Raw genomic sequence first — 12,842 nt, 5'->3', positions numbered from 1 at the left:
GGATCAATTGCCGTCCTCCCGCTCCATGAGGGCCTGGAGCTTTTTTCGCGCCCGGAGCTCCAGCATGGCTTCGCCGTAGGCTTCCTGTAGGTCCTTCAGCTGCTTCTCGTATTGCTGGCGCACATCGAGCGGGTTCGTCCGCAGCGCGTTCTCCATGCCCTTCTTCGCGTCATCGACCCAGCCCTCGATCTCGGACGGCGCGAGATCGTGGGCGCGGCTTGCCTCCGACACGCTCGTCTTGCCCTGGATGATCTCCACCACGAGCGCGCTCTTGCGTTTCGCGGTCCATCGCTTGATCCCATCTTCCATCGTCACACTCATCGCTACCTTCCTCGTTGTAGCATGAGCAGGTTTTCACTGGGTCGATACAGATCCTCGGCGCCATCCTGACCGCCAGCGCGACGAGCGCGACGATTGGCGAGGGCGTCGCACTGCTTGCCGTCTACTCGGCCGGCCTTGGGATTCCGTTTCTGGTCGTCGCGGGGTTCACCGACAGTATTGCCGGCAGGCTGCGCGGCATCGGTCGTTGGGGTCGGCGCCTGCATCAGGCTGCGGGCGGCATCATGATCCTGATGGGCTTGGCGATGATGACCGGTCGTTTGAGCGCCTTGGCCTACTGGCTGCTGGACACCTTCCCGGTCCTTGGGCGGATCGGATGAACACAATCCAACATTCGGAACATTTACGGCGTCGAGAGTCCAAGATGGCAAAAAACCAAGATAACCGGCAGACCAATCTCAAGCGCGGCATCCGCGTCGAGATCGCCAGCCTCGTCTACAACGTGATCGAGGTCGTCGTATCCGTCACCGTAGGACTTCTGACCGGAAGCGCGGCGCTGGTGAGCTGGGGTCTCGACAGCACGGTCGAGGCTACTTCGGCTGCGACGCTGATCTGGCGCTTGAAGGGTGAAAAGGACGGTGGCGACAAGCGCACGGTCCTGCATCGCAAGAAGGTCGCGCTCTACGTGGTCGCCTGTGCTTTCTGGATCGTCGTCGCGGCGATCCTCTACGAGGCGGTATCCGCGTTCATCTCGCAGGAGGCACCGGGCTTCAATTGGTGGGGTATCGCAATCCTGTGTGCTTCGCTCGTGGTCAACCCGTTCCTCGCTTGGGGCAAGTATCGCTACGGCAAGCGGCTCGATGCACCCGCCCTGAAATACGATGCCAAGGACACCATGATCTGCCAGTATCAGACAATCGTGGTGTTGGCGGGGATCGGTCTGACGCAATGGATGGGCTGGTGGTGGGTTGATCCGGTCGCGGCGCTTCTGATCGTGCCCTACGTTGCGTGGGAGGCGTTCGAGGCCACCAAAGATGCGCGGTCGGTCGATCCGGACGAGGCCGAAGCTACTGCCGACGCCTGACGTTGCGCATGATGAACCGGGATTTAGGCATGGGTGGCAGTTCTCCGGTTTCCAGATCCAGAACCTGATCCGGCACTTCGAAGTCGATGGCGTTCACCAAGAAACTGCAAAACGCCTTCATCTGGCTGATCGCGATCCACTCGCCAGGACAACGGTGGTTCTTGTGGTGATCACCACCGCCCTGCGGAATGAAGTCGTAGGGGTTGTCTTCCCGATCCTGAAACCGCTCGGGCCGGAACTCTTGCGGCGCGTCCCACGAACGAGCGTCGGTATTCGTGCCGTAGAGGTCGAGCAGAACCCTGTACCCTTCGGGGAAGCGATATCCGCGCCACTCGAAATCCCTCTTCACCCGTGCTGCGACCGCGGGAAAGAACGGATAGAACCGCCGGACCTCTTGCACGAAAGGTTCGAACTGTCCCTCGTCGTCCTTCAGCTTTTGCCGCCACTCCGGATGCCGATGCAGGGCATGCGCAGCCTGGGCGATGAACGCCGAGACCGCGACGATCGGGCGTACGACGTTCAGAAGCTCCACGGCGGCCACTTTGGAAGTCAGCAGCTCCCCGTTCAGGTCGCGCCAGGTCGCGACGACATGGGCTGCGCTTTCCTGTCTTGTCTGAAGGCTTCCGTCGCGCACCCGTTCGATAATCCCGGCCGCCCAACGCTCTGCGCGATGCCGCGCCAGACGCGCGCCCCAATGCTTCCAGCCGACGGCCCCGGCGTCCTGGAAAAGCGCCGTCATCTGCGCCGTCCGCGTCTCCACCTCTGCTTCGGGAAGCGGCACGCCCGACCAGTCGCAGGCGATTCTGGTGAGGATTTCGCGCGCTTGGTCGTAGAGAACGACCTCGTCCGCCGCTTCCCAGTCCCGTGCGTAGCGGTCCAACAGGTCCCGCGTCGTGTTTTCGAGAGCTTCGATCCGCTCCGACGCCATGAGTGACATGAACATCTGCTTCCGATGACGGTGGGCCTCGCCATCGAGCCCCTGGATGCCCTTTTCGCCGAGCAGGGTTTTCTGGATACGCTTCGGCATCGAGCCTGCGCGCACGAGCCCATCCTCAGAATAGAAGACCTCCGCTGCTGCGGCGCCTGTCATGCAGATCGTCTTTTGAAAGAGGATGCGGGTTTCGAACAGGTCTGTGTGGAGCGCGTGGCAGGTTTCCGCGATGAACCCATACGGATTGCTCAACAGAGAGAGGGTGCTGTCGAAGCCTTTTGAGGATGGAATGCTGGACATTGATTACTTCCCCGTAGCGCTCTCTTTGCGGTGGTTCTGTCCGGGTTTGATCTTCGCCGACCGAAAGCTGTCCCGGAATAGCAGGGCCGCGCCACAGAAGATCGCAACATCCGCAAGGTTGAAGGACGGCCAGTGGTATGACCCGTAATGGAAGTCGAGAAAGTCCGGAACGGCCTGATAGCGCACGCGGTCGAGAACATTGCCGAGCGCACCGCCGATGATCAGACCGAGGGCGGCGGCCGTCAGCCTGTCCGGCGCGCGCCACAACCAGATCAGCAGCCAAGCCACGATCACGGCAGCAAGTGCGATGAGACCCCACCATGGCACGACTCCGCCGAGCATACCGAAGCTGACCCCATCGTTCAGAACCCGCACGAGATTGAGGAAGGGCAGAACCTCGACGCCGCGCTCAAGCGCCGGGGTGTTCAGGGCAAGCGCCTTGGTGCCCTGATCGAGACCGAACGCCGTGACGGCGCAGATCGCGCCCAGAACGCGGCCGTTCATGCCGCCGTCTTCAGATCGGCCCGCGCGTCGCGGATGATTGACCAGGACGAATGCAGGAACAGCCCTGCGATGCCAAAAGCGACGATGAGGTCTGGCCACGAACTTCCCAGCCACCATACAAGGCCCGCCGCGATAACGACGGCCGCGTTGCCGATGGCGTCGTTGCGCGAGAAGAGCCAGACTGCCCGCATGTTCGCGTCGCCCTTGCGGAACCGCAGAAGCGGCAGAACGGAGACGACGTTGACGACAAGGGCGATCATGCCGAGCAGGCCCATGAGAGCCGCATCCGGCGTCGTTTGTTCGAAGACCCGGACGATGGTCGTGCCGAGAACGCCAAGACCGAGGAGCCCGAGGAAAATGCCTTGGATCAGGGCCGACCGCGCCCGCCAGGCGAGACTCCAGCCGATGGCCAGCAGACCGAGGAAGGTGATCGCGCCATCACCGATGAAATCGAGCGCATCGGCCTTCACGGCCTGCGATCCGGAAATGAAACCGCCGATCATTTCGATGACCCCGTATCCAACGTTCAGGATCACGACGATCCAGAGGGCGCGCCTGTAGGCGGGGTCCTGATGGGCCGGGTTCGGCGGAATGTCTCCATCGCCCTCAATCCTGTCGAAGCCGTAGCCGGTCACGGCAACGGCCTCTTCGATGTCAGGCAGGCGCGCTTCGGGGGCGTTCAGTGTCATGATGTGGGTCGCCGCCGACACCTTCACATCGTCAGGTGCGACTCCGGCCGAGTGCGCCGCCCGCTCGATCTGCGCGGCATCCTTCGCGCAGTCCATACCGGAAACCCGGTAACGGACGGGCGGGGCATCTGCCGTCGATCCGGCACTTTCGGTGTTGGCCATGGTCGCGCTATTCCTGTTAGGATCGATTGAAGAACGACATATCAGCGGGGAATGATATGGTGCAAATCGTCGATGACCGCAAGAGTGCGACCATCGAGCGACGGGCGAAGCTGTTCCGCGGCTTCGCGGACCCGAGCCGCCTGGCCATCCTCGGTGCACTTTGCAACGGGCCATTGGCCGTCCACGAGCTCGTCGAGCGGACGGAACTATCGCAACCCAACGTCTCCAACCACCTCAGATGCCTGCTGGACTGCGGGCTTGTCGCGAGCGACCGCGATGGGCGCTTCATCCGCTACCGTATCAGCAGCCCGCGCATCACGGTCCTTCTGAGCGATGTGGACGCACTTCTCGACGTGGTTGCAGAGGGTGTTGAGGCGTGTGACAACTATCGTGGGGCATAAGAGATTGAAGTTAAACGGACTCCGTTGGGAACGACGCAACCCTTCCAGTGACAGGGTATCACTGTGAGACGCCGAGAGTTTCTTAGCCTCGCCGCAGCCTCCCTCGCGACCCCTGCACTGAATATCAGCCGGGCGTGGGCCGCCGAGCCCGGCGCGCCCTTGCTGATACCGGAAGTCATGGACATCGCCCCCGGCGCAGGCAACGCACTCGATGCGATACGCGGAACACGTGACTTCATCGCAGGTGCGGCGTCGGAAACCTGGGGGTACTCGCAAGAATACCTAGGACCGCTGCTGCGGTTCCGGCGCGGGCGCATCGCAAACATAAGTGTCACGAACCGTCTCGATGAACCGATCACGGCTCACTGGCACGGCATGCACGTGCCGGGCTATCTCGACGGTGGGCCGCAACTTGCTTTCGGCCCGGGCGAGACCTGGGCGCCGGAGCTGCCGATCGATCACCCGGCGGCGACGCTGTTTTACCACAGCCATATTCACGGGCGCACAGGCCCGCAGGTCTATCGCGGGCTGGCGGGCATGATCATCATCGACGACCCCGGCATCAAGGACCCTCTGCCGCACGACTACGGCGTAAACGATTTTCCACTCATCGTGCAGGATCGCCGCTTCGACCGGTCAGGCCGTATGATCTATGGTCTCGGCATGATGGATCGGATGCACGGGTTTCGGGGGGACCAGATCCTCGTCAACGGTGTGGTCCGTCCCAAGCTTACAGTTCCGGCGGGTCTGGTGCGTCTGCGTATCCTGAACGCTTCGAATGCACGCGTGTATGATTTCCGTTTCACCGATGGCAGGCAGTTCCACCAGGTCGCGAGCGATGGCGGCCTTCTGGACCGCCCGCTTGCCATGGCCAGCCTCCAACTTGACGGCGCCGAACGGGCCGAGATCGTGGTCGATTTCTCGGACCGGTCACCTGTTTCTCTCGTCTCGCGCGACATCGGGATGGGTGGCATGATGAACGGGGGCATGATGGGTGACGGGGGCGGCTCCATGATGATGGGCGATAGAGGCATGATGGGAGATCGCGGTAGGATGGGCGACCGCGGTATGATGATGGGGATGGGTGGAAACAGTGGTACGCCGCTTGAAATCATGTCCTTTGATGTGGGCGAAGCTGCGCCCGCCGGCCCCACCCGCCTGCCCACCTCGCTGCCTTCGGATGCCCCTGCACTCGGCGATCCGGTCCGCAGGCGCGATTTCACCCTCAACATGCACACTAGGGGCATGATGCGCGGCGGCATGATGGGTGGCGACGGTCAGATGATGGGGATCAACGGCGAACCTTACGTCATGGACCGCATTGATGAGACCATCCGCGCAGGCGAAACCGAGCTTTGGCGCATTAATACCGATATGATGATGCGGCACACGTTCCACGTTCACGGGACTTCCTTTCGGGTCGTGAGGCAGAACGGGCGGCCGGTCGACTCGGCACGGATCGGTTGGAAAGATGTCGTTCGTGTGCAGGGTCCGACCGAAATCCTGCTGAGGTTCGACAAGCTGGCCTCGGAAGAGACACCATTCATGTATCACTGCCACATCCTCGAACACGAGGATGTGGGCATGATGGGGCAGTTCACAGTTACATAAAAGAACCCCACCTGCCTGACACCGTTTCACATGGGCGTTATCGAGAGCTAACGTCTTCTTGCAGCGTTCTATCAGGTGCCGGTGCCGCCTTGTTGAAACGTATCGCGGATTACGTCTAGACCCGAACGGAAAACATCTCGCTAAGCTGCGGGTCCGCCGAAGCGGCCGTTCAGTCGCTCCGCATCATTGGTCGGTGAGGGCTCTGAGCCAGCGTTGGTGGGCCCGCTGCGGCGCGTCCGGTCTCGGATGGCGAACGGCATACGCCGTTCGCCAAGATTGTCAGATGTCGACCGACTCGGCGATGCTGAGGGCATCCTCGAGTTCCACGCCCAGATATCGGACGGTGCTGTCGACCTTGGTGTGGCCAAGCAGGAGCTGGACGGCGCGAAGATTACCTGTCTTTCGATAGATCTGCGCCGCCTTGGTGCGCCTCAGCGAGTGCGTGCCATAGCCGCTCGGTTCGAGACCGATCGCCGTCACCCAATCCCGAACGAGCCGCGCGTACTGCCGCGTGGAGATGTGCGGTCTGTCGTGAAACCGGCTCGGGAACAGGAAGGCGATGCCGATCATTTCCGGCCGCGCCACCCAGGCCGAGATCGAAGCACGTGTGTTTTCCGTGACTTCGAACTGGACGGGGCGCTGCGTTTTGCTCTGGATGACGGAGACGCGTTCGCGCACGCAACCGCCGACGACGAGATCGGCGACCTTGAGCCTGACGAGGTCACAGCCGCGCAGCTTGCTGTCGATGGCCAGGTTGAATAGCGCGAGATCGCGCAGGTTGCCGGAGAGTTCGAGGCGTGCGCGGATCGCCCAAACCTGTTTCGGCAGCAGAGGCCGTTTCTGACCGACGAGCCGGCCGCGGTTCCAGGGGCGGCGCTTCGGCTTGGTGACAGGGAGCTGGATCTTGGACATGAGACGTCCTCCATCCGTCCCTCCCGGCCCAAGCGTCGACATCGCGTGACCCCGTGATAGTAAGCGAGATCGTGAACGACCGGTGACGAAGTTGACCGCCGACGCTCCTACGCCGCGCTGCCGCAGGTCGGCTCCGAGCCCTTACTTTCCATTCTAGATCGCAGCTTATGCCACGAAATTGGGAGCGTGAAGACCATGCATCTTGCCTCAGATGCGCAGAATACAAAAGTATGCGTCCCGAGGTTTACCGCCTATCCGAAAGCCGTCCGGATGGACTGAAATACGCTCGAAGCCAAACCTCTCGTAGAATGCGAGTGCTCGAGTATTGCCGACCTCAACGAACAGTTCGAGTTGTTCGATGCCTCGCGTGCGCGCCTCGCCTATGACCCCATCCATTAGTACTCGGGCTGCTCCGCGCCCCTGATAGGTAGAAGTCACATAGAAGGGTCCAATCTCGGCCCGATGGCGTGTCTGCTTGAGCGTCTCCATTTGCAAGCCGCAATATCCGATCATGGACGACGCGTCGAAAACACCTCGCGTGTTACCGTTATTGAGGATGGACCGGGCTTCGTCGCTGGTCATGGTCGCAGCTTCCTCGGCGGTGAAGAGGAAACCGAGTGGGAAGTCACGTGCTCCCTCCTGGCGCAGAGCTGCCCATGACGGGCTATCGTCACCAGTCAGAGTTCGGTAGACGTATGACTGTTCAATCGTCGTCCCCATTCCTTGTAGCTATCCAATCACTGAAGACCGCTAATTGGTCGGCTCATAGTTTCTAATGTCCGCTCGGTCCACATACTGTAGCTCCGGAGAGCCGTGCCGGAGGTCGGCTGGGAGCCCTCAGCTGCGTGTCGTCGATACCTTTCCGCGCATCATTAGGTTTTGGCTTCAACGAGTTCCGCGAGCTGCGCCACGACAGTGCCCCAGCCGTCGTGAAACCCCAGTTCTTCATGTTTCTCGCGGTCTGCACGACTTTTGTGCAGGGCTTGGGCGCGGTAGTGCGTGCCATCTGGGTGGTCGGCAAGGGTAATGATTGCCGTCACAAAGCCATTTGTGGCAGGTCGCCAACCACCGGTCAGCGCGTTCGTGTAGACGATGCGTTCCTTGGGACGCACGTCGAGAAAGCAAGCTGACAGGTGCGGCACGAAGGGCCCGCCATCCTCGCTCATTTCGGTGACGAACGCTCCACCTGGTTGAACGTCCAGGCTGACGACGCGGCAGGTCAAGGGACGCGGTATCCACCATTGGGCCAGGCGTTCGGGGTCCGCCCAGGCATTCCAGACCCGGTCTCGCGGCGCCTTGATAATCCTGGAAACCTCGAGATCGAGTTTAGCGGTCACGGTTTGCATTATTGGCCTCCTCTTCCTGTTCCTGCATTACAAACCCCTCCAGCCGATCGGCCTGCGCTTCCCAAACTCTCCGCTGCTCGGCAAGCCACCGCTCGGCATTCGAAAGCCCTGGACCATCGATCACACAAGTGCGAGTTCGCCCCGCCTTTTGGGTCCGGATCATCCCGCTGTTCTCGAGAAGCCGAATGTGCTTCATGAACGATGGCAGTCCCATGTCGAAGGGACTTGCGAGTTCGCTAACGCTGGCCGGTCCCTGCCCAAGTCGCGCAATGACTGCGCGGCGGGTAGGATCGGCGAGTGCCAAAAAGATTGTACTGAGTCCATCGGGCTGTTGCTGGGCGGTTGGTAGCATTTCTTTGATCCTCAATCGCCCGTAGCGCTGGTAACCGATAGATTGGTTTGCCCGCGTACATATGTTCCGGCGGTTCGAGCGCCGGTATTCTCAAAACGGCACATGATGAGGCCCGAGGGAGTCCGTTCCTCTGATAGCAGGTTGAAACCTGATGGCGCTTGCGTGTCGCCAAATAGCTTTCGCCCCTGACCCACAATCACCGGAGCTATCGCGATACGCAGTTCGTCGACCAGGTTGGCGGCCAAGAGGGACCGGCCCAATCGACCGCTGCCGTGTACCTGAAGTTCGCCCTTGCCATCCTGTTTCAACGCGGCGACTGCGGCTTCAACATCGTGGTCGAAGACCGTTGCTGGCCCCCAGGTGGCATCCACGGGAGAGGTAGCCGCCACATATTTGGGAAGCGAGTTGAGTCGAGCAGCGTTGCGATCGGCTGGATCGGTTATGGTCGGCCAGATAGCGGAAAATTCTTCATAGGTCCGTCTTCCGAACAGAAATCCGGTCGCAGAAGCCGCCCATTCCTCCACTCTCTTTTCCAGAGACGCATCGACAAAGGGCACAAACCAACCACCCCGCTCAAATCCATCTGACCTATCCTCGTCCGGCGACCCCGGGCCCTGATAGACGCCGTCGAGAGATAGGAAATTCAGAATAACAACGCGCACTTTGGCCTCCACGCCTGATAGTTTCCCGACAGGCCAACTATCAGACATAGATACTTCTCTCAAGGGAAAAGTATTGGCCTTGAGGCGTCAATCACATAAGTTTCCATGAGCGGAAACTGTTATTGAAATCGTGTGAGATCCGACTTATTGGTTTCCTAAAGCGGAAACTAATGGACTCAAACATGACTCTCACGCTCTACCTCCACCCACTCGCATCGTTCTGCCACAAGGTTCTCATCGCCCTTCATGAGAACGGCACGGCTTTTGAACCCAGCGTCGTCGATTTTTCGAACCCCGGATCCGCTGCATCGCACATCGAGCGCTGGCCGGTGGGCAAAATCCCTGTATTGCATGACAGCACCGGCAACAGGTTGGTCGCTGAAACCAGCATCATAATCGAGTATCTCCAGCAGCATTATCCCGGCCCGGTCCAGTTGATACCGACCGAGGCGGAGCAACAGCTCGATGCTCGCCTGTGGGATCGCTTTTTTGATCTTTATGTCAGTGTGCCGATGCAAAAGATCGTGGGCGACCGTATTCGTCCCGAAGGCGCCACCGACCCCCACGGCGTCGCCGAGGCGCATGCGACGTTGGAGACGGCCTATGACATGATCGAGGGACAGCTAGAGGGACGCAGCTGGATCACAGGAGAGACGTTCACCATGGCGGATTGTTCGGCGCTGCCAGCGCTGTTCTTTGGGTCTGTCGTGCATCCGAATGACGAAGGCAGGCAGCGAACGCTGGAATACTTCGAGCGTCTGCTGGCGCGGCCGTCGGTGCAACGTGTGGTCGCCGAGGCGCAGCCATACTTCCACCTGTTTCCCTACCGCGACGCGATGCCCGCCCGTTTTCTGGAACCTATGGTATGACCGAGACAGAAAACATCGACCGCTATTTCCAAGCCATGGCGGACCCCTACCGGCGTGGCTTCATCGAACGGCTCTCCAAGGGCCCGGCTTCGGTCAAGGAGCTGGCAGCCCCGGCTGACGTTCAACTGCCGGCGGTGCTCAAGCACCTTCGGGTGCTCGAAGACGGTGGGATTGTCGTCAGCGAAAAGATCGGCCGCGTGCGCACCTATCGCATGCGGCCCGATGCCTTCAATACCATGAACAACTGGATAGAGCAGCGCCAGCGCGACATGAATGCTGCCTTCGACCGCTTGGCATTTGTCATGGCCGAAGTGCCTGAGGAGAAGGAGAACTGATGGGTATTAATGTCGACCACCGCAGCTTCGTCATCGAGCGTGAGCTTCCCGGCAAAGTTGCCCACGCTTTTCGATTCTGGTCGGACCACGAACTCAAGCGCCGCTGGAGCAGTTGCCATCCTGATTGGACCGTCATCAAGGATCGCTTCGATTTCCGCGTCGATGGATACGAAAACTTGATCTGGCGCATGCCGGACGGCACCGAACAGGCTATGCTGGCCCACTTTCTTGAAGTGCACCCCCGCCAACGCATCGTCTATGCATACACGATGCGCACCAATGGCAATCCGATTTCATCCTCACTCGTCACTGTCGAGTTCGATGGCCAGAATGAAAAAACCATGATGACCTTCACCGAACAAGCTGTCTTCACAAGCGCGACCGACGGAGACGCAAGGGAGGCCGGCACAGGAATCGGCTTTGCCCGTCTCCAGGAAGCGATGACGGATTATCTGCAGGACACAAGTTGATAGTATGGTTGGCTTCCGGGAGGTCGTCGGCTCCCGTCAAATGTCCGGAAGCCGGTCATCAGTCCTGCGTTCACCTAGTTCGCATCGGCATCGCCGCGATTGGTTGCTGCGAACGATCGGTATGGATCTCGTCTTCGGGACTACCGTGAATGTCGGATTCGGTGATCCGCGTTGCGCAGCGGAACGGTATGACGTGTCAACCGCGAACGCATGGGTAAACATTCTGCACCTGCATGGGAAGAAATGTGAACGGCAGAAAAGTCCCGCGCTGCGGTCGCTGCTCCCGAGGGTTTCGCTGCGCGGCGCACGAACGACCGGATCCACAGCTGCGATGCGGCATAAAGATTTGCCGCGTCACAGCAAAGGTGCCGCTGCGAGCGCGCGCAGCGAGAATTTGACACTTCCGCAACGGGCTCTCTACAGCCATTCGCCGCCGGGGGCCTGAACGACCGGTCTCGGACAGAAAGCCCTCGCCAGAACCGTTCGGTCAAAAACGGCCGTTTTCGACTTTTCCCTGTCATCTGCGACGGATCACCAGGTTGGCAGTGACGGACCCCCGTGCAGAATGCTGACGGCTCTGACACGGTTTTGGTCGTTCCGCAGGCAGCGCACGGAAGGTTTGGTGATGGACGGTGCTGCGAAAGTCGTCGACTCGAGCCTATCGCAGGCGGTCTATGTCGATGGGTTCGTCTTCGATGTCTTCATCTATCGGCTGGACGGCGATGCCACCTGGACGCTCGAGGTCGTGGACGAGGTCGGCGGTGCCCACATATGGACGACGGACTTCGCGTCGGACCTTGACGCCCTTGCCGCGGCGCAGACAGCAATACGCAAGGTCGGACCCGTGGCCTTCATGTCCGACGATGGCGAACCGACCGCGTCATGAGTGAACGGCGCGCCTTGCTGTCAAACCGCTACTGGTAGCCGCGCTTCGCCTTGGCCATGTGCAGATTGAAGCGGGCATCCTTGGCCGCGGCTTCAGTGGCGTACCAGTCGGTGCGCATCTGGCCGGGCCACCCGATCCGACCCCACTCCCGAACCAGGCCCCACTCCCCGAAGAGGCCGGGGACGATCTCCATCCGGTAGTAGCGATGAAGGTTGGCTTCGCGATCGCTCCTGGTCAGGTCCATATCTACCCCCACATCCTGGCCGCGATGTCCTGCTCCTCCTTGCCCACGGCATCGGCGTAGATCGCCGTGGTGCTGAGCTGGGCGTGGCCCATCCACTTGCTCAGCATGTGCAGCGGGACGCCCTGGACCGTCGCGTTGACGCCGAAGCCGTGGCGCAGGCCCTTGGGGCTCCGGTGCGGCGCGTCCGGGATACCGGCCTCGATCATGATGCGTTTGACGACCTGCCAGACCCGCACGCGGCTGAGCGGCCAGATGGGCGCCGCGGCTCGGCGCCGGGATTTCTGGGCCTCGCGGATGCCGTGGGCGGTGTTCAGGGTGTCCAGGTAATCCGGCGGCACCGGCACGGCCCTGTAGGCCACCTTGGAGCGTCCGGAGGCATCCTTGCGCTTCTTCAGGCTGCGAATGGTGATCGTGCCGCCTGAGAGGTCGACCCTGGCCGGGGTGATCTCCAACAGCTCGGACGGGCGACACCCGGTATAGTGCAGCGTCTCGCAGAGGGTCCGGTCGCGGGCTGGCTGCCGGCGGGCCACCGCGAGGAAGGCAGCGCGCTCCTCGGCGTTCAGATAGAGGCGGTTGCCGGTTGGGTCGTGGAGGCGCATTCCGGGCATGTTTAACAGTTTACAGGACAGCCGTTAACGGCCCAAGCGAAATCGGCCTCCCCTGCCCGGCCCGGGGCCGGGATCGGACGTGGGGCACTTAACACTATTGCCAATAGTGTTAAGTATTGCGCACGATGGCAGCGTTGCGACCGTACCGAACACTGCGATGGCGTCTTTTCGATCCACGCCCCCGCACGGGGGGCGAC

18 protein-coding genes and 1 pseudogene are annotated in these 12,842 nt (G+C 61.0%); 8 read left to right on the top strand and 11 right to left on the bottom strand.

Going from position 1 to position 12,842, the window contains the following annotated elements:
* Positions 1–3 precede the first annotated feature (3 nt).
* Positions 4–321 carry a transposase gene (locus F3H57_RS21295; RefSeq protein WP_121166685.1) on the bottom strand — a complete coding sequence of 106 codons (318 nt, stop codon included), beginning with the start codon at positions 319–321 and terminating at the stop codon, positions 4–6.
* 50 nt (positions 322–371) lie between these two features.
* Between F3H57_RS21295 and F3H57_RS21290 the strand changes: the two are divergent.
* Both F3H57_RS21290 and F3H57_RS21285 read left to right on the top strand, forming a co-directional pair.
* Positions 372–659: pseudogene (locus F3H57_RS21290) on the top strand (cytochrome c biogenesis protein CcdA); the annotation flags it as partial.
* 44 nt (positions 660–703) lie between these two features.
* Complete coding sequence (locus tag F3H57_RS21285) at positions 704–1,363, top strand: cation diffusion facilitator family transporter (protein ID WP_081749901.1); 660 nt, start codon at positions 704–706, stop codon at positions 1,361–1,363.
* Here F3H57_RS21285 and F3H57_RS21280 read toward each other — a convergent pair.
* Genes F3H57_RS21280 through F3H57_RS21270 form a run of 3 tightly spaced genes read right to left on the bottom strand, consistent with a single transcriptional unit; the run spans position 1,347 to position 3,949 of the window.
* Positions 1,347–2,594 (bottom strand): cytochrome P450, encoded by a 1,248-nt coding sequence (locus tag F3H57_RS21280; protein WP_149758823.1) that lies wholly within the window; start codon positions 2,592–2,594, stop codon positions 1,347–1,349. The genes F3H57_RS21285 and F3H57_RS21280 overlap by 17 nt on opposite strands.
* A 3-nt stretch (positions 2,595–2,597) precedes the next feature.
* Positions 2,598–3,098: a signal peptidase II gene (gene lspA / locus F3H57_RS21275; protein WP_043847342.1), complete on the bottom strand. Its 501-nt coding sequence runs from the start codon at positions 3,096–3,098 to the stop codon at positions 2,598–2,600.
* Positions 3,095–3,949, bottom strand: coding sequence for a cation transporter (locus F3H57_RS21270; protein ID WP_149758821.1), 855 nt, complete (start codon positions 3,947–3,949; stop codon positions 3,095–3,097). Before F3H57_RS21270 ends, lspA begins: the two co-directional genes overlap by 4 nt.
* A 56-nt stretch (positions 3,950–4,005) precedes the next feature.
* On the opposite strand from F3H57_RS21270, the gene F3H57_RS21265 reads away from it, so the two are divergent.
* Positions 4,006–4,350: an ArsR/SmtB family transcription factor gene (locus F3H57_RS21265; RefSeq protein ID WP_043847344.1), complete on the top strand. Its 345-nt coding sequence runs from the start codon at positions 4,006–4,008 to the stop codon at positions 4,348–4,350.
* A 177-nt stretch (positions 4,351–4,527) separates the two neighbouring features.
* A complete protein-coding gene (locus F3H57_RS21260; protein ID WP_223163190.1) occupies positions 4,528–5,961 on the top strand; it encodes a multicopper oxidase family protein in 1,434 nt (477 codons plus the stop codon).
* A gap of 279 nt (positions 5,962–6,240) precedes the next feature.
* Here F3H57_RS21260 and F3H57_RS21255 read toward each other — a convergent pair whose 3' ends face one another.
* The 5 genes from F3H57_RS21255 to F3H57_RS21235 form a co-directional block, all read right to left on the bottom strand.
* Positions 6,241–6,873, bottom strand: a complete 633-nt coding sequence (locus tag F3H57_RS21255; protein WP_149758817.1) for a tyrosine-type recombinase/integrase — start codon at positions 6,871–6,873, stop codon at positions 6,241–6,243.
* 207 nt (positions 6,874–7,080) lie between these two features.
* Positions 7,081–7,593, bottom strand: coding sequence for a GNAT family N-acetyltransferase (locus tag F3H57_RS21250; RefSeq protein WP_149758816.1), 513 nt, complete (start codon positions 7,591–7,593; stop codon positions 7,081–7,083).
* A 152-nt stretch (positions 7,594–7,745) separates the two neighbouring features.
* Positions 7,746–8,219, bottom strand: a complete 474-nt coding sequence (locus tag F3H57_RS21245) for an SRPBCC family protein (protein ID WP_149758814.1) — start codon at positions 8,217–8,219, stop codon at positions 7,746–7,748.
* A complete protein-coding gene (locus tag F3H57_RS21240) occupies positions 8,200–8,571 on the bottom strand; it encodes an ArsR/SmtB family transcription factor (protein ID WP_149758812.1) in 372 nt (123 codons plus the stop codon). Before F3H57_RS21240 ends, F3H57_RS21245 begins: the two co-directional genes overlap by 20 nt.
* Before the next feature lie 11 nt (positions 8,572–8,582).
* The gene (locus F3H57_RS21235) at positions 8,583–9,281 is read right to left on the bottom strand and encodes a dihydrofolate reductase family protein (RefSeq protein ID WP_223163189.1); all 699 of its coding nucleotides are present in this window, start codon (positions 9,279–9,281) and stop codon (positions 8,583–8,585) included.
* Positions 9,282–9,415: 134 nt separating this feature from the next.
* Between F3H57_RS21235 and F3H57_RS21230 the strand changes: the two genes are divergently transcribed.
* From F3H57_RS21230 to F3H57_RS21215, 4 genes are all read left to right on the top strand, one after another.
* Positions 9,416–10,102, top strand: coding sequence for a glutathione S-transferase family protein (locus F3H57_RS21230; RefSeq protein WP_149758810.1), 687 nt, complete (start codon positions 9,416–9,418; stop codon positions 10,100–10,102).
* Complete coding sequence (locus tag F3H57_RS21225; RefSeq protein WP_149758808.1) at positions 10,099–10,437, top strand: ArsR/SmtB family transcription factor; 339 nt, start codon at positions 10,099–10,101, stop codon at positions 10,435–10,437. Before F3H57_RS21230 ends, F3H57_RS21225 begins: the two co-directional genes overlap by 4 nt.
* Positions 10,437–10,907: an SRPBCC domain-containing protein gene (locus F3H57_RS21220; protein WP_149758807.1), complete on the top strand. Its 471-nt coding sequence runs from the start codon at positions 10,437–10,439 to the stop codon at positions 10,905–10,907. The genes F3H57_RS21225 and F3H57_RS21220 overlap by 1 nt, the downstream gene beginning before the upstream one ends.
* Before the next feature lie 565 nt (positions 10,908–11,472).
* A complete protein-coding gene (locus tag F3H57_RS21215; RefSeq protein ID WP_223163188.1) occupies positions 11,473–11,793 on the top strand; it encodes a hypothetical protein in 321 nt (106 codons plus the stop codon).
* 28 nt (positions 11,794–11,821) lie between these two features.
* Here the strand turns inward: F3H57_RS21215 and F3H57_RS21210 are convergent, their stop codons facing one another.
* Both F3H57_RS21210 and F3H57_RS21205 read right to left on the bottom strand, forming a co-directional pair.
* Complete coding sequence (locus tag F3H57_RS21210; RefSeq protein ID WP_149758805.1) at positions 11,822–12,037, bottom strand: WGR domain-containing protein; 216 nt, start codon at positions 12,035–12,037, stop codon at positions 11,822–11,824.
* A gap of 2 nt (positions 12,038–12,039) precedes the next feature.
* Positions 12,040–12,636 carry a tyrosine-type recombinase/integrase gene (locus F3H57_RS21205; protein ID WP_223163187.1) on the bottom strand — a complete coding sequence of 199 codons (597 nt, stop codon included), beginning with the start codon at positions 12,634–12,636 and terminating at the stop codon, positions 12,040–12,042.
* Positions 12,637–12,842: the final 206 nt, after the last annotated feature.

It is taken from the genome of Roseivivax sediminis (assembly GCF_900112685.1).
GTDB classification, from domain to species: domain Bacteria; phylum Pseudomonadota; class Alphaproteobacteria; order Rhodobacterales; family Rhodobacteraceae; genus Roseivivax; species Roseivivax sediminis.
The sequence above is the reverse complement of the archived record's forward strand: the minus strand, read 5'-3'. Positions and strand labels throughout refer to the sequence as shown.